At 61.8% G+C, this 22,613-nt stretch carries 24 protein-coding genes; 16 read left to right on the top strand and 8 right to left on the bottom strand.

Annotated features, from left to right (window positions below; all coding sequences use genetic code 11):
* Window positions 1-151: 151 nt before the first annotated feature.
* Together AC1RQ5_RS30405 and AC1RQ5_RS30400 are read left to right on the top strand one after the other, a co-directional pair.
* Window positions 152-430: a metal-sensing transcriptional repressor gene (locus tag AC1RQ5_RS30405; protein ID WP_191126081.1), complete on the top strand. Its 279-nt coding sequence runs from the start codon at window positions 152-154 to the stop codon at window positions 428-430.
* Between the two features lie 9 nt (window positions 431-439).
* Window positions 440-1,795 carry an MFS transporter gene (locus AC1RQ5_RS30400; protein WP_191126080.1) on the top strand — a complete coding sequence of 452 codons (1,356 nt, stop codon included), beginning with the start codon at window positions 440-442 and terminating at the stop codon, window positions 1,793-1,795.
* Window positions 1,796-1,929: 134 nt separating this feature from the next.
* Here the strand turns inward: AC1RQ5_RS30400 and scpB are convergent, their stop codons facing one another.
* On the bottom strand, window positions 1,930-2,631 hold the full coding sequence (gene scpB / locus AC1RQ5_RS30395) for an SMC-Scp complex subunit ScpB (protein ID WP_254985778.1): 702 nt from the start codon (window positions 2,629-2,631) through the stop codon (window positions 1,930-1,932).
* A gap of 2 nt (window positions 2,632-2,633) precedes the next feature.
* The gene (locus tag AC1RQ5_RS30390; RefSeq protein ID WP_318652319.1) at window positions 2,634-3,506 is read right to left on the bottom strand and encodes a DUF1403 family protein; all 873 of its coding nucleotides are present in this window, start codon (window positions 3,504-3,506) and stop codon (window positions 2,634-2,636) included.
* A gap of 204 nt (window positions 3,507-3,710) precedes the next feature.
* On the opposite strand from AC1RQ5_RS30390, the gene AC1RQ5_RS30385 reads away from it, so the two are divergent.
* Together AC1RQ5_RS30385 and AC1RQ5_RS30380 are read left to right on the top strand one after the other, a co-directional pair.
* Window positions 3,711-4,853: a tyrosine-type recombinase/integrase gene (locus tag AC1RQ5_RS30385; protein ID WP_191126077.1), complete on the top strand. Its 1,143-nt coding sequence runs from the start codon at window positions 3,711-3,713 to the stop codon at window positions 4,851-4,853.
* Between the two features lie 153 nt (window positions 4,854-5,006).
* Window positions 5,007-5,903 (top strand): recombinase family protein, encoded by an 897-nt coding sequence (locus tag AC1RQ5_RS30380; RefSeq protein ID WP_493204627.1) that lies wholly within the window; start codon window positions 5,007-5,009, stop codon window positions 5,901-5,903.
* 14 nt (window positions 5,904-5,917) lie between these two features.
* Here the strand turns inward: AC1RQ5_RS30380 and repC are convergent, their stop codons facing one another.
* The 3 genes from repC to repA form a co-directional block, all read right to left on the bottom strand.
* Window positions 5,918-7,240: a plasmid replication protein RepC gene (gene repC, locus AC1RQ5_RS30375; protein WP_493204561.1), complete on the bottom strand. Its 1,323-nt coding sequence runs from the start codon at window positions 7,238-7,240 to the stop codon at window positions 5,918-5,920.
* A gap of 217 nt (window positions 7,241-7,457) precedes the next feature.
* On the bottom strand, window positions 7,458-8,456 hold the full coding sequence (repB, locus tag AC1RQ5_RS30370; protein WP_493204560.1) for a plasmid partitioning protein RepB: 999 nt from the start codon (window positions 8,454-8,456) through the stop codon (window positions 7,458-7,460).
* 343 nt (window positions 8,457-8,799) lie between these two features.
* Window positions 8,800-10,035 carry a plasmid partitioning protein RepA gene (gene repA / locus AC1RQ5_RS30365; RefSeq protein WP_493204559.1) on the bottom strand — a complete coding sequence of 412 codons (1,236 nt, stop codon included), beginning with the start codon at window positions 10,033-10,035 and terminating at the stop codon, window positions 8,800-8,802.
* Window positions 10,036-10,407: 372 nt separating this feature from the next.
* On the opposite strand from repA, the gene traI reads away from it, so the two are divergent.
* From traI to trbI, 12 genes are read left to right on the top strand one after another with little or no spacing between them, the layout of a single operon-like run.
* Window positions 10,408-11,031, top strand: a complete 624-nt coding sequence (gene traI / locus AC1RQ5_RS30360) for an acyl-homoserine-lactone synthase (protein ID WP_493204558.1) — start codon at window positions 10,408-10,410, stop codon at window positions 11,029-11,031.
* Between the two features lie 13 nt (window positions 11,032-11,044).
* A complete protein-coding gene (gene trbB, locus AC1RQ5_RS30355; RefSeq protein WP_493204557.1) occupies window positions 11,045-12,016 on the top strand; it encodes a P-type conjugative transfer ATPase TrbB in 972 nt (323 codons plus the stop codon).
* Entirely contained in the window at window positions 12,006-12,410 is a 405-nt protein-coding gene (locus AC1RQ5_RS30350) for a TrbC/VirB2 family protein (protein ID WP_493204556.1), read from the top strand. Before trbB ends, AC1RQ5_RS30350 begins: the two co-directional genes overlap by 11 nt.
* Complete coding sequence (locus AC1RQ5_RS30345; RefSeq protein WP_493204555.1) at window positions 12,403-12,702, top strand: conjugal transfer protein TrbD; 300 nt, start codon at window positions 12,403-12,405, stop codon at window positions 12,700-12,702. The genes AC1RQ5_RS30350 and AC1RQ5_RS30345 overlap by 8 nt, the downstream gene beginning before the upstream one ends.
* Window positions 12,703-12,712: 10 nt before the next feature.
* A complete protein-coding gene (locus AC1RQ5_RS30340) occupies window positions 12,713-15,169 on the top strand; it encodes a conjugal transfer protein TrbE (protein ID WP_493204554.1) in 2,457 nt (818 codons plus the stop codon).
* A complete protein-coding gene (gene trbJ / locus AC1RQ5_RS30335; RefSeq protein WP_493204553.1) occupies window positions 15,135-15,950 on the top strand; it encodes a P-type conjugative transfer protein TrbJ in 816 nt (271 codons plus the stop codon). The genes AC1RQ5_RS30340 and trbJ overlap by 35 nt, the downstream gene beginning before the upstream one ends.
* A gap of 11 nt (window positions 15,951-15,961) precedes the next feature.
* Window positions 15,962-16,171 (top strand): entry exclusion protein TrbK, encoded by a 210-nt coding sequence (gene trbK / locus AC1RQ5_RS30330; RefSeq protein ID WP_493204552.1) that lies wholly within the window; start codon window positions 15,962-15,964, stop codon window positions 16,169-16,171.
* The gene (gene trbL, locus AC1RQ5_RS30325; RefSeq protein ID WP_493204551.1) at window positions 16,165-17,358 is read left to right on the top strand and encodes a P-type conjugative transfer protein TrbL; all 1,194 of its coding nucleotides are present in this window, start codon (window positions 16,165-16,167) and stop codon (window positions 17,356-17,358) included. Before trbK ends, trbL begins: the two co-directional genes overlap by 7 nt.
* Window positions 17,359-17,370: 12 nt before the next feature.
* A complete protein-coding gene (gene trbF / locus AC1RQ5_RS30320; RefSeq protein ID WP_493204550.1) occupies window positions 17,371-18,036 on the top strand; it encodes a conjugal transfer protein TrbF in 666 nt (221 codons plus the stop codon).
* Window positions 18,037-18,053: 17 nt separating this feature from the next.
* A complete protein-coding gene (gene trbG / locus AC1RQ5_RS30315; protein WP_493204549.1) occupies window positions 18,054-18,890 on the top strand; it encodes a P-type conjugative transfer protein TrbG in 837 nt (278 codons plus the stop codon).
* Between the two features lie 3 nt (window positions 18,891-18,893).
* The gene (gene trbH, locus AC1RQ5_RS30310; RefSeq protein ID WP_493204548.1) at window positions 18,894-19,358 is read left to right on the top strand and encodes a conjugal transfer protein TrbH; all 465 of its coding nucleotides are present in this window, start codon (window positions 18,894-18,896) and stop codon (window positions 19,356-19,358) included.
* A gap of 12 nt (window positions 19,359-19,370) precedes the next feature.
* Window positions 19,371-20,678, top strand: coding sequence for an IncP-type conjugal transfer protein TrbI (gene trbI, locus AC1RQ5_RS30305; protein WP_493204547.1), 1,308 nt, complete (start codon window positions 19,371-19,373; stop codon window positions 20,676-20,678).
* Between the two features lie 156 nt (window positions 20,679-20,834).
* Here trbI and AC1RQ5_RS30300 read toward each other — a convergent pair whose 3' ends face one another.
* The 3 genes from AC1RQ5_RS30300 to AC1RQ5_RS30290 form a co-directional block, all read right to left on the bottom strand.
* Window positions 20,835-21,521 (bottom strand): SAM-dependent methyltransferase, encoded by a 687-nt coding sequence (locus AC1RQ5_RS30300; RefSeq protein ID WP_493204546.1) that lies wholly within the window; start codon window positions 21,519-21,521, stop codon window positions 20,835-20,837.
* 84 nt (window positions 21,522-21,605) lie between these two features.
* The gene (locus AC1RQ5_RS30295) at window positions 21,606-22,268 is read right to left on the bottom strand and encodes a L,D-transpeptidase (protein WP_493204545.1); all 663 of its coding nucleotides are present in this window, start codon (window positions 22,266-22,268) and stop codon (window positions 21,606-21,608) included.
* Window positions 22,269-22,372: 104 nt separating this feature from the next.
* On the bottom strand, window positions 22,373-22,613 hold a 241-nt coding region (locus tag AC1RQ5_RS30290; protein WP_493204544.1), incomplete at its 5' end, for a TlpA family protein disulfide reductase.

Here is a 22,613-nt window from a genome sequence, read left to right as displayed (position 1 = left end):
ACGAAGCGATATCAGCAGCGCTGGAGTGGGACCTGCCAATTGTTCAACGCTCGCCGTCGCTCCGGAAGCCGATGTCAGAGCACTCTACGGACGTCGCGTTGCGCAAAGACCCCGGCTATCCATATCCCCCCGAGGGGGATATAGGAAGCGAATGCCGGAGCCCCACCGCCACGCCAGCCACCCCGCCATCGCCAAGCGTCTAAAGCGAGCTGGCGGACACCTCGCCAAGGTTATCGAGATGATCGAAACCGGGCGTTCCTGCCTCGACATCGCCACGCAGTTGCAGGCGGTCGAAAGCGCAATTGCGCAGGCAAAGCGAACACTGGTCCAGGACCATCTCGACCATTGCCTGGACGAAGTCGTCGGCGAGCTCCCGCCCGAGCAGCGCCGGCCGATCGACGAGTTCAAGCTGATCAGTAAATTCCTCTGAGGCCGAGAAATGCTCAAGGTCCTGTCGAACCGCGTCTATGGACGCCTCTTCACTGCCCAGATCATCGCCCTTGTGGGGACCGGCCTTCTCACAGTCGCGCTCGGGCTGCTCGCCTACGACATCGCCGGAGCGCGCGCCGGAGCGGTTCTGGGGACGGCGCTGGCGATCAAGATGATCGCCTATGTCACGGTGGCTCCCATCGTGGGCGCCTTTTCGGCGCAGCTGCCGCGGCGGGCTTTCCTGATCGCGATGGACCTGGTGCGCGCGGCGATTGCACTGATGCTTCCCTTCATTTCCGAGGTCTGGCAGGTCTATCTGGCTGTCTTCCTATTGCAGTCAGCCTCGGCCGCGTTCACGCCGACCTTTCAGGCAACGATCCCGGATTTGCTGCCGAAAGAGGACGACTACACCAGCGCCTTGTCCCTCTCGCGGCTGGCCTATGACCTTGAGAGCATCGTCAGCCCGATGCTCGCCGCTGCCCTGCTCACACTCATCAATTTTCATTGGCTCTTCGCCGGAACAGTCGTCGGCTTCCTGGTCTCGGCCGCGCTGGTGCTTTCCGTCACGCTCCCCGTGTCTCCGGCCAAGCCTCGCGAAGGCGGCATCTATGACAAGACGACACACGGAATGCGAATCTACCTGGCAACGCCACGCCTGCGGGGGCTACTTGCCTTGAACATGGCTGTCGCGATGGGCGGCGCGCTCGTGATCGTCAACACCGTCGTCATCGTGAAGGGGCGGCTCGGCTACGACGACAATGCCGTGGCATTGGCCCTGGCCTGCTTTGGCGGCGGCTCGATGCTGTCGGCCCTGACGCTGCCGCGCATCCTGGAGCGCGTCGCAGACCGGAAAGTGATGCTGACTGCCGCAAGTCTGCTGGCCGTCGTCCTCGGCGGGTTTTCCGCCCTGCTACTGGCCGAGGGCTGGGCATTCGCACCCGCGGCGACCCCAGCCGGTTGGCTGACACTGCTCCTGACCTGGGCTTTGCTCGGCATCGGCTACTCGGCGACGCAGACCCCGTCCGGCCGTCTTCTGCGCAGATCCGCACATGCCGAAGATCGTCCCGCCGTGTTCGCCGCGCAGTTCGCGCTGTCGCATGCTTGTTGGCTGATCACCTATCCGCTTGCCGGCTGGCTCGGGGCCAGCCTGCCCCTGGCAACGCTGGCGGGGTTGTTCTGCTTGGCGACGTTGGCCGCGACAGCGGCCGCCGTTTGGCTCTGGCCTGCGGGGACTGCGGACGCAGCAGAGCACAAGCATCCCGAGCTACCCCGTGACCACCCTCATCTGGTGGAGCATGGCCGGCACCATTCGCACACCATCGTCATCGACGACCTTCACAGGCGCTGGCCCGCGCCAGCTGGTTGAATTGAGTTCGCTCGCTCATCATCGCGCTGCCCTCCATCCAGAAGCGGCTGAATCAGAACTTCATACCCGCAGCAACCCCGACGTTTTCAACGGTACCGGCTCGAGGTGCGCGTTGGTCTATTTCGCTCCCCGGCTCAGTCTTCGTCGACAGAAGCCTCTCTCAGATCGTCATCAGGCTCGCGTTCGACCGGCTCTTCTCCTGAGAAAGACGGCATGAGCTCTCCGGCGAGCAGCCTGTCTTTGCTGAGCAGTCCAGCATCCTCGAGCTTCTCGAAATCCGGCAGATCGCGCAAGGTCTCGAACCCGAATTCCGACAGAAAGGCCGGCGTCGTCACATAGGTGTAAGGTGCCCCCGGCAGCGGGCTGCGCGGCCCGGCCGCGATGAAACCGAGCTTGCGCAGATGGCCGATGGTATCGCGGCTGATCTCCTTGCCGAACACGGCGCCGAGCTCGGCGCGGGTGATCGGCTGGAAATAGCCGATGCACAGCAGCACCAGGCTCTCAGCTTGCGACAACGCCTTTCGGTCGGACGTGCCGAGCCCGGTCGCGGTGCGGATCGCGACCGCAAACCTCTTCTTGGTCCGATGCTGCCAGCCGCCGGCGACCGAAACGAGGTCGTAGGGGCGTCCGCGCAATTCGTCACGGATATCGGCCATCAGCAGGTCGAGGCTGCAGTCGCGCCCGACGACCCGGGCCAGGGTTTCACGGCCGACCGGCTTGGGCGAGGCGAAGATCACCGCCTCGACCCGGCCCATCCATTCGCGCCAGCGCATGTCTGGCGGCAGGTCGGCGAGCTCGACATCGAACAGCTCTTCGGTCTGGGTCGACCGCGCCATGGTCAGAGCCCGTAGAGCCGGAAGCTGGCACGGCCAGACAGCTCACGTACAGCGCCAAGCGCGGTCAGCCGCTCAAACAACCGGCGTGAACCCCAACGCGTCAGGCTTTTCGTCTGTAACGTGCCAGAGATCGCGTCGTCGTCGAGCAGAAACTGGATCACCTCCCCTGCTCCTTTGGCGCGCAACTTCGGCGCGACCTCGATCAGCCGCGCCGCGCGCGGCGCAATGTCGCCGGCGATCCGGCAGGCCTCGGTCGCCGCCAGCGCGAGCGCGACGCAGCTCGCCCGCTCGAACCCCTCCCCTCCCGGACGAATCCGGCCGCGATCGCTCAGGCTTCGGAAGGCAGAACCGCGCGCCTGCATTGCCAGCAGCGGCACCGCCACCGGCCAGCGCATCCGGCGCGCCAGGGCCTGGTCGGCGAGCCACCAGCCGAGGAGGCTCGCCTCCGGCCGGCAGCGCTGAACCTCTGTGACGATCGCCGCGGCGACCAGCGGCGCCGGCCGGCCTGTCCGGACGATGTCGTCGAGACGTTCCGGCAACGCCGCGAGATCCTCGCTCCAGCGCAGGCCGAGCAGATCGACGGCCGCACGCAGCGCCGCCGCATCGACGACAGTCGACCGCGCAGCCATCCGACGCCAGGCCGCGAAGATGTTGCCGGCGGGCCCGGGCTCGGCTCCCGGCTGCCGCAGATGCCAGGCGTCGCGCAACTGCGCTTCGGTCTCGGTCCGTCCGGCCAGCGCGACGGCCGCGGCTGCACATTTGAGGGCGAGCCGCTGGCGCCACGCGCCGATCCAGAGCGGATCGGAGCGCACGAGATTGTCGAGCGAATTCAACGCAGCACCAGCCAGGAAGGCGGCCTCGACGTCGCTCGTCACCGGCCCGCGCGGGACCGCCCAGCCGGGCACGGCGGGTGGCTCATAGGTTTGAACGGGCGTCGAATCTGGAGCGCGCATCGTTCTGGAAGATAGAGAAGCTTTGCGCTTTATGCCAACTATATGGACAAAAAGCGCACGCCTTGTGAAGTTACAAAAACGTGTGATAACCTTCCATTATCACGCGTTTTGCTCTTTATGTAGAGAATGGCTGGATTCGACGTTCAAAACCCCGAAAATCGCGCTTCGGAGAGCTCCGCGCCGCCTGAGAGCCCGGCGGCAGGTGTCGATCGCGCCGCCGGCGCAGCTTCGGCCGAGACCGGCAACCTCCCCTCCCCGCTCCCATCCGACACCGCCAGTGTGCCGGCGCATCTGGAACGGCTGGCCGGCCGGGCCCGTGGCTATGCCGAGGCCGCCAGTTCGCAGAACACACGCAGAGCCTATGCGAGCGACTGGACGCATTTCTGCAGCTGGTGTCGGCGCCAAGGCCTCGAAGTCGCTCCGCCCTCGCCGCAGGTGGTCGGGATCTACATAACCGCCTGCGCCACTGGCGCGGCGATCGCGGGCGGCAAAGCAAATTCCGTAGCCACGATTGAGCGGCGTCTATCGGCGTTGAGCTGGCACTACACCCAGCGCGGCACGCCGCTCGATCGCAAGGACCGCCACATCGCCACAGTGATGGCCGGCATCCGCAATACCCATGGCGCACCGCCGCGCCGGAAGGAAGCCGTGCTGGGCGACGACGTCGTTGCCATGCTCGAGACGCTCAATCGCGGCACACTCCGCGGCCTCCGGGATCGCGCCATGCTTCTGCTCGGATTCGCCGGCGGCCTGCGGCGCTCGGAGATCGTCGGCCTGGATCTCCATCGCGACGACACGAAGGATGGACGCGGTTGGGTCGAGATCCTCGACAAGGGCCTGCTCGTGACGCTGACCGGCAAGACTGGATGGCGTGATATCGAGATCGGTCGCGGCTCAGCTGACGCCACCTGCCCGGTCGTAGCGCTGCAGACCTGGCTCAAGCTCGCCCGGATCGCCCACGGCCCCCTGTTCCGGCGTGTCACCGGCGAAGGCAAGGAGGTCGGCGCCGATCGGCTGACTCCCGGCCAGGTCGCGCGCCTAGTCAAGCGCGCGGCGCTGGCGGCCGGCGTTCGCGCGGATCTGCCCGAGCGCGAACGGGAATCAAAATTCGCAGGGCACTCCCTGCGCGCCGGTCTCGCCTCCTCCGCCGAAGTCGACGAACGCTATGTCCAAAAGCAGCTCGGCCATGCCTCTGTCGAAATGACCCGCCGGTATCAGCGCCGGCGCGATCGGTTCCGCGTGAACCTCACTAAAGCCGCCGGACTCTGAGTAGAAAGCGCAACGAGATCATATCCTTGGGCGGAAGAGCATGAAATCAAAAAGGGAACGCAAGACGTCGCCGTCCCCTTAAGCGGTTCAAATTGAAATTGGGAAGGGAAAGCGACAACGCAAAATCGAGCTTCCGGTCGACCACAGAGCCGGCTGATCGGCTATGCGCGTGTGTCGACAGATGACCAAGCGACGGAAGCACAGGAGATTGAACTCCGGTCGGCCGGCTGCAATCAGGTCATCCGGGAACACGGATCCGGTGCTTCTCGTGTCCGCCCTGCCCTTGCTAAGCTGCTTCGCGAGATTGGCGCCGGCGATACCCTTGTCGTCGTTCGCCTCGATCGTTTGGCGCGCTCGGTCAGCCACCTGCTCGAAATGATCGAGGATCTTGCCGTCAAAGGCGCTCACTTCCGATCGCTGCACGATCCGATCGACACCTCGACCCCGCAGGGAATGTTCTCGCTTCAGGTCCTTGGCGCTGTGGCCCAGCTCGAGCGCGCTTTGATCTCCGAACGCACCAAGGCCGGCATCCGAGCCGCAAAGGCGAGGGGAAAGAAACCCGGCAATCCAGGCCTCCGCGAACGTCGGCCGGAGGCGCTGGCCAAGATGACCGCTGCCCAGAAGGCAGCTTACGGCGATCGCGTCCAGGCAATGGCAGGTCAATGGTTGCCAACGGTCAGGCGGATGCGGCCAGACCACACCTGGGATGATATTTCTCGGGTTCTGCGGCAGCGCGGTCTCGACTGGACTCCCGAACGCCTGCGCCGTGCCGTCAAGTGGATGGTCACTGAACGCATGGCCGAGCCGATCCTGCTCAAAAAGTCCCCTCCCCGGCTTCCCGAAGATCGACTGATGACGCTGATTGCGGGCATTCATTCGTCCAATCCAGACCTCACCTTGCGCGAAATCGCCAGTCAGCTCGAACGGCTTCACGAACGAACGCCGCGCGGCGGTTCGAAATGGGCGCCCTCCTCGGTCAAGAACCTTATCGACCGCGCGCGCCGGGCCGGACTTCTCCCGGTTGGAAACACCACGTCCCCCGGAAGCTGACCTCCCTCCCACCATCATCGCGTTTTAGGCTTGTTGAGGCTTCGCAGAAGCGATTCCGACACCCGTAGGCCGCTATCCAACCCGCCGGGATGGGTGTGCTGCGGCACTGGCGCCGCGCCGTTGGAACTCTTCTGGGCGTCGAGCTTGGCCCTAAGCAACGCCATCACCATCGGCCAAGTCGAGAATTTTCCTTCGCTCGCCCGGTCCGTCAGGCTGCGCAGATACCCGCCGGGCGATCCAATCTGGTCAGCCCGCTGATAGATCGCGGCCAGAGTGATTGCGGCATGTTGTTCGCCGAGTGCCTCCCGCGCCTCCCGCCACGCGCTAGGGCTGATCCCCAGCATGGGCCGCACAAGCTCCGCCGCCGCAAGGAAGTCCCGCCAGTGGCGAATTTCACCGCCCTGAGCAAACTCCCGCACCCCGGGGCAAGCATCCAGCACGATTGCGAGGGGCAATTCCCGCTTCGGCAAGCTCCGTACGTTGTCGATGTCCGCAACGGTGCCGCTCGCTTCTTTCTTTTCTCGAATGCCATTTTCAGATTCAAGTGAGATATCTGGATTTGAATTCTGTATGTGACAGCCAGAATGGGACTCATTGGCGTCCGGATTCTGGGTTTTTGCAAAAGATTCCAGCACCTCGCGAATTTCAATATAGAGGCCGTGGAGGTCGATGCAGACATCGTCCACCAACTGCCCAGGAGCTGAGCGGGGCAGCCGGCCGATGATCGTCTGATAGGTTTGTTGCACCTGGCCCCAATTGCCCGGGACGCCCTCGAAGATTGCCGTCTCGATCAGCTTGACGACGTCACGACGCAGCAGGGAGAGACGTTCCTTGGAAACTCGGAATGCTTTCTTTTCGGCGCGGACTGTCTCGCCTAGGTCACGAAACTCCTCTGCCCTTGCTACGATCGGCGCTAGGTCGAAGCCGTAGGCTTGTTCGATCTCCCCTCCCCTGCCTTTGCGAGCGAAGCGCTTGCCGTTAGGGCTGTCACGTCGGATAACCAAGCCGCAATCGACCAGGACTGCAATGTGCCGGCGTAGCGTCGTCGCCGGCATACCGTTTGCTCGAGCGGCGAGCTGCTCATTCGACGGCCAAACAATGATTTCAGAATCGCCCGCGAGTGCCGTCTCTGGATGGAAGGTGAGCAACGCGTTGAGGATCGCAAGCGAGCGATCTGTGGCGCCGAGAAGATCACGCGCTTCCCGTATGTCCTGGAAGACTTTCCATTTGTTGGCGACGGCTTCCGGCTTCACGGCCTTTACCGTCATCTGCGTTGAAATCTGGCCGAGCGTCATCGGCCGCCGCCCGAAGGGCGTCGTTGAGATATGCGTCTGCATTTTCCTTTACCTTCTGTTAGGCAAAGAAAATCCGCTCGCCAAAACGGCGTTCATCCTGCAAAGGATGCTTGACTGTGATTCGTGGAAGTGCGATTCTCGAAGTCGCCAAACTACTGAGAAAGGGCTTCCGGAATCCGTTTCGGTGGCCTTTTTCTTTGCGTGCTAGTGACGTTGAAAGCGCATATGCGCGTCGCCGGCCCGACGTTTCAGCTTCTCATTATTCCTCCTGATCCTTTGCATGTGAGAACTCTGAATAGAGCTCGTCCAATCGGGACGAGATCCATGTCGCGAAATCGGGCACGACCTTCTCGTTGAATACGAGCGCGGTCTTCCCGTCTGACCGCTCAATGCGTCCCGCCCGCTTTCCGGACCGAATGACCCACACATCCGAGCGCTTGCTTTGGCGTTTCGTCGGTTTGTCGACCGCCTTCCAAATCGCCTGGAATCGGGCATCGCTATCGAGCGCGATAACAGCAGGATCCGCGAGGACGGATTCGATGGCCGCAGCCAAACTCCCATCATCAAGCTTTTCGGCCAATCCAAGCCAACGCGCCCTGCCGGCCTTAGGAGCCGGTCCGACTTGTGCGACGATCTTTTCGGGGATGCGGCGCGCGATCGCGATGTATCGGCTCAAATCAGACTTGTCGGTTGAGAGAGCTGCGATAATGGTCGTGCGCTCGTAACCCGCCTCCTCCAGCCGTTTTGCGAAGAATGCCTTTTCAATGAAAGACAGGTCGGCGCGATCGAGATTTTCCCGCCCTTGGGCAATAACCAAATCCGCGTCAGACAGCGTCCGAATGATCGCCTTGACAGGAATCCCTAAGCGGACGGCAGCGCGTAGGCGCCGACGCCCGTAGGCTATTTGGAACCTATCGCCTTTGTCAGGATGAGGACGGACTAAGATCGGGACTTGTTGCCCGTATTCTCGGATACTCCCTACCAGGTCCTCAAAATCCGGATCGACGTCGATTGTAATCCGGTCCGCGATCCTGGACCCTTCAATTTTCGAGGGGTCAAGGGAGATGACCGTCTCGCCCTCGGCGAGTTGCTGCTGCAGCCGCTCGGCCGCTCTTGCACCCTCCGTCATTTCCTGAAGCGAACTTCCCATTGCCGCAATCGCTCCGGTGCGCACGCGCGCTTCATTTTTCGCGGGCGGTGTCGCAGCCGGCTCCGGCTTCTTCAGGAAGAGCGAATTGATGGCATCCTTTCGGCTCATGACCAGTCTCCTGCTGCTTTCGCAGGGCGCGTTGACTTCAGGTGGGAGCTCCCAACTCGATTGAGATGCAGCTTCTTCAACGGCGGTGCGCAACACAAGTTGGGAGCTCCCAACTTCGCGTTAATCAGAGTGAAGGAAGAAGGTGGAAGCAGCCCAAACTGGCGCAGGACCAACCTCCTGCCGCTGTCGCAGGACCGCGGCGACTTCAGTTGGGAGCTCCCAACTGAAGTCGGAGTTCGGCTGAAATTCGGCTTCGCCACGGGCGATATGGCTCGAAAGTTGGGAGCTCCCAACTGTGCACAAATCAGGGCGAATGAAGATGGCGAAGGCAGCGAGGACTGGCTCATGCGCGCCCCCATGCTGCCTTGATCAACGCTTCAATTTCGCCGTTCACCGCCTGAAGCGACTCCAAGGCGCGGTCATAGGTCGATCGAGTGATGTTCTCGCGCCCGATTTCGTAAAGCGTCTGCTTTGTCAGCCCAGCATCCGAGACGGCGGCCGACTTCACCATCGGATTAGTCAGAACGAAGTCGTCAAACATGTTCCGGAGCAGGGCGGCAACTTTCGTTTGCGGCGCATCCTGAGGTTCGAACCGGGTAAGCAGGTAGCGGACAAAATCATACTTGAGTTCTCCGCCTGCCTCCCTCACCACGCCGAGCAAATCGCGAGTCATCAAGAGGAACTGACTCATTGACGCGATATCAAGCATCTGCGGATGCACCGTCACCACCATCGAGGTTGCGGCACAAAGTCCGCTGAGCGTCAGGAATCCGAGCTGGGGAGGGCAGTCGATAACAACGATGTCGTAGCGGTCGGCCACTTCATCCAAGGCGCCGGCGACACGTGTAAAGAACAGGCCTTCGCGCGTTTGCACACCGGACGTGAGAGCCTTCGGTGTTGTGTGTTCGAATTCCATGAGCTCGAGATTACCGGGAACCAGATCGAGTCCATCGAAATACGTCTTGCGGACGACTTCGCTCAATGGGCGCTTTTGATCGTCGTACCGGATTGCCGCATAAAGCGTGTCGTTGGCTAATACCTCCGTCTCGGGCATGACGCCCAGGAGAGCTGAAAGGCTTGCCTGCGGATCGAGATCGACGGCTAGGACCCGGTACCCCTGGAGAGCAAGGTATTGCGCGAGATGCGCCGACGTCGTCGTTTTGCCCGACCCGCCTTTGAAGTTCGTCACGGCGATAACCTGCAAATGCTCGCCAGGCCGCCTATGGGGAACGACATCCGTGCGATCACGTCCGCGCAAAGACTCCGCAAGGATTTGGCGGAGCTCATTGATCTGCCCTAGCGTGTAGAGGCGCCTGCCATTGCTTGCGAGCTCTGGCTGCGGCCCTTCGCCGGCGAGTGTCATCTTTCTAAGCGTGGAGTCAGATACCGAGATCAGACGAGCCGCTTCACCGGACGTAAACTTCCGGAGCACCTTTCTCGACGTCGGAGGAAATAGCGCTTCGCTCATCGCCTGAAGTTGTGAGCTGAGGAGATCGGCCTGTGCGCCGATAGTATCCTCGACCGACGGGATCAGCTTTCGCGAATGCGCTGCGGGTAGACTCACGTTCAAAACTTTCATCACGGAGAATTAGGCGAACGCCCATATTTTCCGTGACGATAGCAATTGGTCATGCGGTTGCAAGAGGTTAATGGTAAACGAGTCCTTAACGCAGGCCGACACTCGCATCCATTTTCCGAGGCCTGTAGAGCAATTTTCCTATTTCTTTTCAGTGCGATAGCAGGCTTGGCTCCGGATCGAGGGTCCGAACTTGGACTGATAAATTCATTAGGTATATTCCGCCAGTTTTTCACGGCCCGCGGAGACTCTCGCGCGATTAGCCCCCGACTCACCTCGCTCGGCAGAGAATCGCACTGATAAATTCACTAGTCGCGGCTGCCGGCTAATGGTGCGCTTTTGTCTCCTGACATCAACCGTGTCGGAGAACCGAACATGCACGCAGTGGCCATCGCCGCCGATTCCTACAAGAAATTTCCAGATCTTCTCGACGGGATGCATAAGCTTCGCGCACGAATCTTTCGCGATCGTCTGAACTGGGATGTCGATGTGAGGGATGGACGCGAGGCCGACAGCTTCGACGGATGCGGCCCGACCTACATCCTGGCTGTGACTGGCCGAAACAACGTCGTCGGCTGCGCACGACTGCTTCCGTCAACTGGCCCGATGCTTCTGTCCGTTTTATTTCCGGAACTCGGCGAAGGCAGACTGTTCAAGCCCCACCCCGCGATGATCGAGAGTTCGCGCTTCTGCGTCGATACGTCTGTCGACGCGGGGAGGGCGGGTCAGGTTCTGCACGACGTGACGTGGACCATGTTCGCCGCGATCATCGAATGGTCGATAGCGAACGGCTATTCCGAGCTAATCACGGCTACCGACGTCCGGATCGAGCGAATCCTGCGTCGTGCCGGCTGGCCGATGACCCGGATCGGCACCCCCAAGCGCCTCGGCAATACGAACGCCGTTGTCGGCTTGCTCCCGACCGATCTTGCGAGTTTTGAGCAGGTTCGGCCAGCAGCATACCTATCAACCATTGCGCCGCTGCGGCGCGTGGCATGAGGGAAGCGGCGGCATGACGCAACTGCGTTCCCATCCACGACTGATCCGCAAACTGCAGGAAGCGCTCGGCGACCAGCTCTGCGTCGCACTCGATGACAACAGCGTCGTTGAGATCATGCTCAATCCCGACGGTAAGCTGTTTATCGAGCGCCTTGGCCATGGTGTCGCGCCTGCAGGCGAAATGACTCCGGCGACAGCTGAGATTGTCATCGGAAGCGTCGCCCACGCGCTTCAATCTGAGGCCGATGACGAACGTCCGATCATCTCGGGCGAACTGCCGATCGGCGGCCATCGTTTCGAGGGACTTCTGCCACCGATCGTCAAGGCTCCGGTTTTCGCCATCCGCCGTCGAGCCTCACGGCTGATCCCCCTCGATGACTATGTGCGAGACAAGGTGATGACGCGCCGTCAAGCCGACATCGTCAGGAACGCGATTGCCTCGCGGCTTAATATTGTCGTCTCTGGTGGTACGGGGTCTGGCAAGACGACTTTCGCCAATGCCGTCATCGCGGAGATCGCGGGGACCGCTCCTGACGACCGCATCCTGATCCTCGAGGATACTGCAGAGATCCAGTGCCCAGCCGAGAATGTCGTGTCTTTGCATACCAGCGACACGATCGACATGGCGCGGCTGCTCAAGAGCACGATGCGTCTTCGCCCCGACCGGATTGTCGTCGGCGAGGTTCGCGACGGGGCGGCGCTCACCCTTCTCAAGGCCTGGAACACGGGGCATCCCGGAGGAGTCACCACGATCCATTCCAACACTGCCATGTCAGCCTTGCGCCGGCTTGAGCAACTGACGGCTGAGGTCAGCCAACAGCCAATGCAGGAAGTGATCGGCGAGGCCGTGGATCTGCTCGTCTCAATCGAGCGCACCGGTCGCGGCCGACGCGTTCGCGACGTCGTACATGTCGAGCGTTTTGAGGCCGGCCGCTACCACACCGAATCCTATGCACAGCTCGACGAGGACGTCCATGTCGCATGATCGCTGCACAATTTTGACGACCGGCGTCCTTTCCGTGCTGATCCTGCTGCCGCTAAGTCTACCCGCCTTGGCGTCAAGTGGTGGAAGCCTGCCTTGGGAGAGTCCGCTACAGCAGATCCAGCAATCCATCACCGGGCCTGTGGCCGGCTTCATCGCGCTGGCCGCCGTGGCAATCGCCGGCGGCATGCTGATTTTCGGGGGCGAGCTCAACGATTTCGCGCGAAGGTTGATGTATGTCGTGCTCGTCGCCGGGATACTGCTTGGCGCCACGCAGATCGTCGCCTTGTTTGGCTCCACCGGCGCGTCGATTGGTACACCTGAGGCCGCGGCTCCCTCCGAACCTTCGACGCCAACTCCACCGGCGCGCGGGGCAGGGGAGGGAGCGCATGGTTGAGGCTGGCTCCAAGCTCGCACGGTCGCGGATCCATCGGGCGCTGTCGCGGCCCAATCTGCTGATGGGTGCGGACCGCGAACTTGTCCTTCTGACGGGGCTCGCGGCTGTCATTCTGATCTTCGTCGTACTGACCTGGTACGCGGCGCTGTTCGGCGTCGTTATCTGGACCGTGACAGTCGGCCTTCTCCGGATGATGGCCAAGGCCGATCCAATGATGCGCCGTGTCTATCTGCGCCATGTTGGTTACCGCCAACATTACCGGCCGACCTCCTCGCCTTGGCGGCGATTCTGAGGGTCGTACATTGGTTGCGCTGCGCTCCTTCCGTCATTCTGGCCCATCCTTCGCCGACCTCGTGCCGTATGCAGGACTTGTCGATGATGGCATCGTCCTATTGAAGGACGGCTCGCTGATGGCCGGCTGGTACTTCGCCGGGCCCGACAGTGAGAGTTCGACCGACGCCGAGCGCAACGATGTCGCCCGTCAGATCAACGCCATTCTCGCTCGGCTTGGCTCGGGCTGGATGATCCAGGTCGAGGCGCTACGGATACCCACCACCGATTACCCGACCGCCGGCGCATTCCCGGATGCCGTGACGCGGGCCATCGATGCCGAGCGTCGTAGTCATTTCGAGCTGGAGAGAGGGCACTTCGAGAGCCGCCACGCGCTCATCCTGACTTGGCGCCCGCCGGAGCGGCGCAAGTCGGGAGTCGCGAAATACGTCTATTCCGACCGCGACAGCCGGTCCGCAACCTTCGCGGACACGGCACTCGGCAATTTCCACACCTCAATCCGCGAGATCGAGCAGTATCTCGCCAACGTTCTCTCGATCCAGCGCATGCGTACTCGCGAAGTCCCTGAGCGGGGAGGGGAACGCATTGCACGCTATGACGAACTGTTCCAGTTCTTTCGATTTTGCATCACCGGTGAGAACAATCCGGTGCGCCTACCCGAGATCCCGATGTATCTCGACTGGCTGGTCACCGCCGAATACGAGCATGGCCTGACGCCGACGGTCGACGGACATTATGTCGGCGTCGTCGCAATCGACGGGTTGCCAGCCGAGAGTTGGCCAGGCATCCTGAATATACTGGATCAAATGCCGCTGACCTATCGCTGGTCGAGCCGTTTTATGTTCCTCGACGAGATCGAGGCGCGCGACAAGCTCGAGCGAACACGTAAAAAGTGGCAGCAGAAGGTCAGACCATTCTTCGACCAGCTTTTCCAAACGCAATCCCGTTCCGTCGACCAGGACGCGATCGCGATGGTCGCCGAGACAGAAGATGCGATCGCCGAGGCGTCATCGCAGCTTGTCGCCTACGGCTACTACACACCGGTGATCGTTCTGCATGAAAGCGACGCAGACCGACTGACGGAGAAGTGCGAGGGCATCCGCCGTCTTGTACAGGCTGAAGGCTTCGGCGCCCGGGTCGAGACACTGAACGCAACCGAGGCCTTCCTCGGTTCGCTGCCCGGAAACTGGTACGCCAACTTACGTGAGCCGCTGATCACCACCCGCAACCTCTCCGACCTTTTGCCGCTCAACTCTGTCTGGTCAGGCTCGCCTGTAGCTCCATGCCCGTTCTATCCTGAAGGTTCGCCGCCGCTGATGCAGGTTGCGTCCGGGTCCACGCCCTTTCGATTTAACCTTCACGTCGACGATGTGGGTCACAGTCTAATCTTCGGGCCGACGGGGTCAGGAAAGTCGACATTGCTCGCGCTCATCGCAGCGCAGTTCCGACGTTATCATGGAGCGCAGATTTTCGCCTTCGACAAGGGACGCTCGCTAATGCCGCTAACGCTAGCGGCCGGCGGCGATCATTACGAGATTGGTGGCGACGGGGGAAGAGAGGGGCCTCGGCTCACCTTTTGCCCCCTTGGTGACCTCGCCGGTGACGGTGACCGCGCCTTCGCTTCCGAGTGGATCGAGACGCTTGTGGCGCTGCAAGGCGTCAAGGTGACGCCAGAGCATCGGAATGCGATTTCGCGACAGATCGCGCTCATGGCAAACGCACCGGGGCGTTCGCTCTCCGACTTCGTGTCAGGCGTGCAGATGCGTGACCTCAAGGACGCTTTGCATCACTACACGGTCGACGGGCCGATGGGGCATCTCCTCGACGCCGAACAAGACGGGCTCACGCTTGGTGGGTTCCAGACGTTCGAGATCGAGGAGTTGATGAACATGGGCGAACGGAGCCTTGTGCCCGTGCTTACCTACCTGTTTCGCCGGATCGAAAAGCGTCTTACCGGGGCGCCCAGTCTGATCCTGCTCGACGAAGCATGGTTGATGCTCGGTCACACGACTTTCCGCGACAAGATTCGCGAGTGGCTGAAGGTGTTGCGCAAGGCGAACTGCGCCGTTGTACTAGCGACCCAGTCGATCTCGGACGCCGAACGTTCCGGCATCATCGACGTGCTTAAGGAATCCTGCCCGACGAAGATCTGCCTGCCGAACGGATCGGCACGCGAGTCCGGCACACGCGAATTCTACGAAAAGCTCGGTTTCAATGAGCGACAGATCGAGATCGTCGCGTCAGCATTACCTAAGCGCGAATATTACGTCGTCAGCGCCGAAGGCCGGCGCCTTTTCGACATGTCGCTCGGTCCCGTCGCGCTGGCCTTCGCCGGCGCGTCCGGCCGCGATCACCTCAAACGTATTTTGGAATTGAAGGCGGCGCACGACCGGCAATGGCCAGTGCGCTGGATGGAGGAAAGGGGGATCGGCCATGCCGAAGCGCTTCTCGCAGATAACCAGACTTGAGTTCCTGCGCGGCACGGCCGCGGTGGCCCTCACGCTTCCTTTCATGGTGCGATCGGCGCTTGCTGGTGGGGGCTTGACTGGGGGCGCCACCGAATGGACGCAGATTCTCAACAATGGCGAGCTCATAAGCCTCGTCGGCAAGTCAGCCGAGCAGGTCAACAATCAGATAAAGCAGATCACTCAGCTCGCGGAGCAGATTCAGAACCAGCTGAACATCTACAGAAACCTGCTGCAGAACACCGCCCAGCTGCCGACGCACATCTGGGGGCAGGTCGCCAGCGACCTGAACAAACTACAGAGCGTCGTCGCGCAGGGACAGGGCATCGCGTTCTCGATGGGCAATATCGACGACGTGCTCAAGCAGCGCTTCCAGAGCTTCGCCGACTTCAAGACCAAACTGCCGACCGGCGCTAGCTTTTCGCAGACCTATCAGAGTTGGTCGACGACCAACCGCGACACGATCGCCGGCACGTTGAAGGCCGCGAATCTCACGGCCGATCAATTCTCGACCGAAGAGACGACGATGGCCCAGCTGCGGGACCTATCGCAGACAGCAGACGGGCAGATGAAGGCGCTGCAGGTCGGTCACCAGATCGCCAACCAGCAGGTCGCGCAGATGCAGAAGCTGCGCGGCCTCGTCTCGCAACAGATGACGATGATGGCAACCTGGTATCAGTCGCAGCAATCGGAAAAGGATCTCGCCCAAGCCCGGCGCGAGGAGTTCTTCAAGGCGACGACGCCTTCGACCAGCGGCGGCCAGGAGATGAAGCCGCGATGGTGAGCCGCACAAAGATGATCGCGATCGTCATTGCCGCTGGGCTCAGCTTCAGCGCGGGCGTCGCGATCTGGATCGTCACGCGCCCTGACGGATGGAGCGACGCGCCGGCGGACAGTGCAGGTACACTGTCGGAAGAGCAGCGCCGCGAACGGACGCGCGACTTCTTCTCCGCGCCGAAGGAATACGACACGAAGAGCGGCCAAGAGATGAGGCCGAGATGGTGACAGGTTCTCCTTCCTTCCGGTCGTCTTCCTGCTTCGGCGTCGTTCTCGTCGTGCTTGTCCTCGTCATCGCGGCCGAGCCGGCGCTGGCGCAGGACGGCAGCGTCCTGAACACGCTTGAGAATCAGGTGGTCACGGCCGCAAAGGGCTGGGAGACCACGATCATGAACGCGGCACGCTCGCTGTTCTGGATCCTCGCTGGTATCGAGATCGGCATCGCTGCGGTTTGGCTCGCCATCAACGCCGCCTCGCTCGACGCGTGGTTCGCCGAGCTCGTGCGCCGCATCCTGTTCATCGGACTGTTCGCCTTCGTCCTCGACCAAGGGCCGACCGTGGCGAAGGCTGTCGTCGACAGCCTGTTCCAGATTGGCGCTGGCGGCGGATCTGCTTCGCCCGCCAACGTTTTCAATGCCGGGCTAACTGTGGCCTCTAAAATGTCGGAGAAAATCTCCTTCGGCCTGTTCCAGGACAACGCGCTGGCACTTGCTGCCGCCCTTGCCATGATCGTCAGCGTGATCGCCTTCAGCCTTGTTGCGGCGATCTTCGTGTCGGTGCTGATCGAGATGTATGTCGGGCTGATGGCCGGGATGATCATGCTCGGCCTTGGCGGCTCATCCTTTACCAAGGATTTTGCCGTCCGTTACCTGATCTACGCCTTCTCGGTCGGCATGAAGCTTATGTCGTTGGTGATGATCGCGAAGATCGGCTCCGATGTGCTGATCGGGCTCGCAAACGATGCTGCGGTGGGCGACCAGTACCAAACCGCGCTCGCCATCGCCGGCCTCGCCGTCGTGGTTTTCGTGATCTCCATGTACGTGCCCAACATCGTTCAGGGTGTGGTGCAGGGCGCTTCCGTCACAGGCGGCATGGAAGCGATCCGTCATGGCGCGCAAGCCGCGAGTTTCGCCGCCGGCGGAACGGCGCTTGCCTGGGGCGGAGCGAGGGCAGGGGCCTCGGCCTATTCGGCGGCACGCGCGAGCGGCGCGTCATTCGGAAGCGCCGCCGTGGCCGGTCTACGCGGCGCGGCGTCTGCGGGAGGAGCCGTCGCGTCGGCCGCCCGCGACAAAGCGATCGGTTCGCCAGGCGCCTATGCCGGCTCGCTGCTAGGTCTCGCCAACGCCAAGCTCGACAATGCTTCCGGCAGTGGCCGCAGTGGGCCGACGCCCCCGCCCAAGCCAGACGATCGATAGAGGAGGCGCGTCTTGGCCAGCAGATCCGATGCTCCTGACAACCCCTATATCGCCGCGCGCCAGGAATGGACCGAGCGCTACGGCTCCTACGTGAAGGCGGCTGCGGCTTGGCGTATCGTCGGCGTCACCAGCCTCGCGCTGGCGCTCGTGAGCACGAGCTACGCGCTTTATCAGAGCACGCAGGTCAAGCTCGTTCCCTATCTCGTGGAAGTCGACAAGCTCGGCTCGGCGGTAAACGCCGGTTTTCCGGCACAGATCGAATATGCCGATCCGCGCGTTGTGCGCGCAGTGCTCGCCGGTTTCGTCACCAACTTCCGTTCGGTGACGCCCGACGCCGTCGTCCAGAAGCAGTACATCGACCGCGTCTATGCGATGCTCCGGACTACAGATCCCGCGACCGAGAAGGTCAATGGCTGGTTCCGTTCCGCCTCTCCGTTCGAGAAGGCGAAGACGGCCACCGTCTCGATCGAGGTGAACAACGTCGTCCCATTGTCCACCCAATCCTTCCAGATTGACTGGACCGAATTCGAACGCGACCGGAAGGGAAAGGAGGTCGCGACCCGCCGCTTTCGTGCCGTTGCAACCGTCGTGCTGATCCCGCCGCAGGACGAAGCGGTCATCCGGCTCAACCCCATCGGCCTTTATCTCAAGGACTTCGACTGGACAGCACAGATCTGAAAGGCGCGCCCGAGCTCATGCGAAAGATTAAACCACTATCCCGGGCGGCCCTCCTGATTGCGGCCACCATCTCTTCTCACACCTTGGCTCAAAATGCCGAAGCCCAAAGCCTCACCGGAAAGGAGGTCAAGGGGATGGACATCTCCGGCCAGTGGCGCGGGCGCACCGGTCTTGTGACCCGTGGTCCTGACGGCAAGGTGATCTTCCTCTATGGCGAAGTTCAGCCCTCCGTCATCTGCTCGCCCCTACAGGTCTGCGATATCGAACTTCAGGCCGGCGAGGTCGTACGCGACGTGCTCGTCGGGGACACCGTGCGCTGGAAAGTCGAACCGGCCACTTCCGGCGCGCCGGGCGGACAGGCGATCCATCTGATCGTCAAGCCGACGGAAGCTGGCCTCGTCACTTCGATGGTGGTGACGACGTCAAGGCGCACATACCACATCCAGCTCAAGTCGCACGGAACGCAATACATGGCCCGCGTTGGATTTGACTATCCAGAGGACGTCTCGTCGCGACTTGCCGACGTCAATGCCCGGCTCGAAGCCAGCACGATTCCGGGCGCGGGAGTACCGGCGGAGCAGCTCAACTTTCAATACTCGATCTCGGGGAACGCGAGCTGGCGGCCGACGCGTGTCTACACCGACGGAACGAAAACCTACATTCAGTTCCCGCCCTCCGTCGCCTCGCGCGACGCACCGGTGCTGTTTGTCGTCTCGGGCGGCCAAAACAGGATCGTGAACTATCGCATGAAGAGCAACATGATGATCGTCGACTTCGCCGTCGACAGGGCGATCCTCGTTTCCGGCGTCGGCTTTTGGTGGCAGGACAAGATCACCATCAAGCGGGGAGGGTGAGCCATGCGCAGCCGCTTCCTCATTCCCATTCCCTCAGCACGCGCAACAGTTCTCATCCTCACCACCGCCGTCCTTTCCGGTTGCCAGACTCTGAGCAGCGGCGGCCTCGTCGCGAGCAGTGCGCCGGCCGAGCTCTCAGCGCCGGCGGCCTCCGCCGTTGCCGGCGATCTCGTGCCGCGTTTTGCCGAACAGATCGGACCGGGGACGGCGACGATCGTACTGAATTCGGATGGCTCCGCGTTCGGATCGGCGCTGGAATCCTCGCTGCGGACCTGGGGTTATGCTGTGACTACCGATGAAGACGCGAAGGACACCAAGGCTATCCGGCTGGCCTACGTTCTGCTGCCCGCCGACGGGCAGGTGCTCGCCAGGCTGTCTACGGGATCGATGGAGATCGGCCGAGTTTACACGATGACCTCGAGCGGCGCCGCGCCAGCGAGCCCGGTCTCAGTCATGAAGCGGGGTTAAGGGGGAGGGAAAATGGTACAATCCCTGAAACTTGGCGGAGCCGCCGCCGCCGCCACGGTTAGAAAGGATATCCGCCGCCTGAATCGGCTGCCGATCATCGTCGCGATCGTGGTGCTCGTATTGTTCCTCGGCGTCATCTTTTACGGCCTGACCTCGCGCGGTCTTATCTTTCGGGGAGCGCCGGACGTCGCGACCCCGGGCGGCCAGCCGGCGACCACCTTCGCCGATCAGCTCAAGCGCGGCGTTACTGACGGCATCATCGGCGACCAGCCGCCAGTGCAGCCCATCATCGTGACGCCGCAGGTCGAACGCAAGGATGAAGCCACCAATCCCTTCGTTGCCACGCCGGCTCGCGCGGAGGATGTTCGCCGCGTCGAGCTGGAACCGGAGGAAGTGTGGCGGGCGCGCCTCGAGCGCGAAGGACAAGAGCAATATTGGCGTGAGCGGCAGCGCCAGCGCATGGCCCGCGTGCAGGCGAGCAATGTCGCCTACGACGCTCCGCTCGCCATCGCGACCGACAAGCTCAAGGCTACCTCAGCGAACGCCGCCGAGCCCGTCAATTCCTCGGGTTCGACGGGGGGCGTCCCACCCACGGCGAGCGATCTCTACAGCGCGGCGCTGCAGGCCGGTCTCACTGGTCAGAACCTCGACCCCAATGGCCAGACGAAGAAAGAGAGCTTCTTCAATTCCGATCTCGCAAAGCTCGGTTATCTGCCCAACCAGGTCGTGCCGCAGCGCTCTTTGTATGAGCTCAAGCGCGGTTCCGTGATTCCGGCGACGCTCATCACCGGCATCAACTCCGACCTGCCAGGGCGCATCACCGCGCAGGTCTCACAGAACGTCTTTGACAGCGCGACCGGCCACCGTCTGCTCATTCCGCAGGGCACGAAGCTGATGGGCCGCTACGACAGCCGGGTCTCGTTCGGCCAGTCCCGGGTCCTCGTCGTCTGGACCGACATCATTTTCCCGAACGGTTCGACGCTCCAGATCGGAGGCATGGCCGGGACAGACGCGGAAGGCTATGGCGGTTTCAAGGACAAGGTCGATAACCACTACCTCAAGACCTTCGGCTCCGCGATCCTGCTTGCCATTATCGGCACCGGCATGGACATGGCCATTCCGCAGAGCTCGACCCTCGCGACACAGGACACTGCGTCGGACGCGGCGCGACGCAATTTCGCCGAGACCTTTGGGCGTGTCACCGAGCGAACTATCAACAAAAACCTCGACGTCCAGCCGACGCTGGAGATCCGCCCCGGCTACATGTTCAACGTATTGGTCGATCAGGACATCGTGTTTCCCAGCGCTTACCGCGGGTGAGTGTTTAGGTCGATCGTACTGACGACGCCATTGGACGATTAGGACCTGCTGTAGGGAGCGAGCTGCGTGTGTAGGGCATTGTTCAAATCTGACCGACCACTCAGCCGCCAAGAATGCCGAAATGGGATTTCGGCTCCTTTGTCGTGACGGATCGTATCAGCCGTGCCCCTGCCAAGCCCGAGCGGCAACTTGAAGGTCCGCATGGTCCATCCCGAAATTCGGCAGCGGCAGGATATCGTGTCTGGCTTTCTCGGCGACAAGATCGATGAGCGCCGACATTCCCGAGTGGCCAGCTCCCTCTTCGATCACGCTGTCGTGCGAAAGAAGATGACGAATTTCCCAATGCCCGAACGATCTGATCAACAGATCTTGGGTGTAGAGGCGCTCGGCCTGCGGCGGGCCACCGGTGCCGTAGCCGATTTGCTCCACACGATAGCCCTGCATGATAAGGAGCCCGCCGGGCTTCAAGCAGGTATGGAAGCCCTCGAACATGGTCTGGCGCAGTTCAGGCGGCGCGAACTGCACGAAGATAGCGACGACGAGATCATAGGTTTCCGGCTCCCAATCCCATTCGGCCAGTTCGGCATGCATAGTTTGCAAGCCGACACCGCGCTGGCGCGCGAGCTCACGCGCTTTGGCGAGACCGACCGTTGAAGCATCGATCGATACGACGTCGAGTCCTTGTTCGGCGAGCCAGACACCATTGCGCCCCTCGCCGTCGGCAACCGCGAGCGCCTTCATGCCCGGCCTGAGCCGGAAGGCCTGCGAGGCGAGGAATGCGTTTGGCTCTGTCCCGAAGAGATAATCCTCTCGATCGAATCTGCGATCCCAGTTGTTCTCCATGATAATCGTCCTGATGAATGGAAGTGGCTTCCGGCCTCTTGGTCGAAAGCCCGCGTGAAGTCAGTGTTCAGACCCTTGGACGTTCTAGATCACGACGACCTTCGATCCCGTTGGCACGCGTCGGTATAGATCTATGACATCCTGGTTCATCATACGGATGCAGCCGGACGACACGGCATGTCCGATCGTTTCCGGCTGGTTAGTCCCGTGGATACGGAACAGGGTGTCCTTGCCATTTTTGAAAAGATAAAGCGCGCGGGCGCCGAGAGGATTGTTTGCCCCGCCGTCCATGCCACCCGACCATTGCGCGTATTTCGCTGGCTCGCGCCGGATCATATCGGGGGTTGGCGTCCACTTCGGCCATTCCTGTTTCCAGGCGATGTTGGCCGTTCCAGTGAATTCCATTCCTTCGCGGCCGACGCCGACACCATAACGCATAGCCTTTCCGCCTTCTTGAACGAGATAGACGAAGCGGTTCTGCGTATCGACCACAATCGTCCCTGGGCGCTCGCTGGTACGATAATCGACCATTTGGCGAAGATTTTTCGGATCGACGCGCGACGTGTCGATCCCCGCGACGGGAAACTTCTCGTTGGTCTGAGGGCCGTAATTAGCGAGGGTCGCCGGCCGGCTGCGTTCAAGCGGTTGGGTAACAGCGGCTGTCGGCGTGGCTGTCGTGGTGCAGCCTGCAGCGAGCAGGCTGAACAGAAAAGCGGAGAGTACTCCGCTCCTTTTTAACAAACTCATCGGGTATCACACATCGTTGTCCGCGCTCCGGTCAAGGAAGGCGGATGGTTTAGTTTCGGGGTTAAAGGTAAAGGCCGCTCGCCATCGGATGGCCCAGGCAGACCTCATATGGAGGCTCCCAGCCTGTCGATGGCGGCGTTCAGCGCCTCGCGCGAGATCTCGCCCATGTGCATCGAGGCAAGCGTTCCGTCAGCTCTCAGAAACAGGGTGACCGGAAGCCCCAATGTCCCGTAATGCCGTGGAATCTGCATCGACTGGTCAAGCAGGACGCGATCGAGCTTTAGGTTTTCTTTTGCAAGGTAAGTCCGGATCGTCTCCGAGCCTTCGCCTTGATTGACGAATAGG

The organism is Tardiphaga sp. GW821-FHT12E02, from assembly GCF_058807155.1.
The sequence above is the reverse complement of the archived record's forward strand: the minus strand, read 5'-3'. Positions and strand labels throughout refer to the sequence as shown.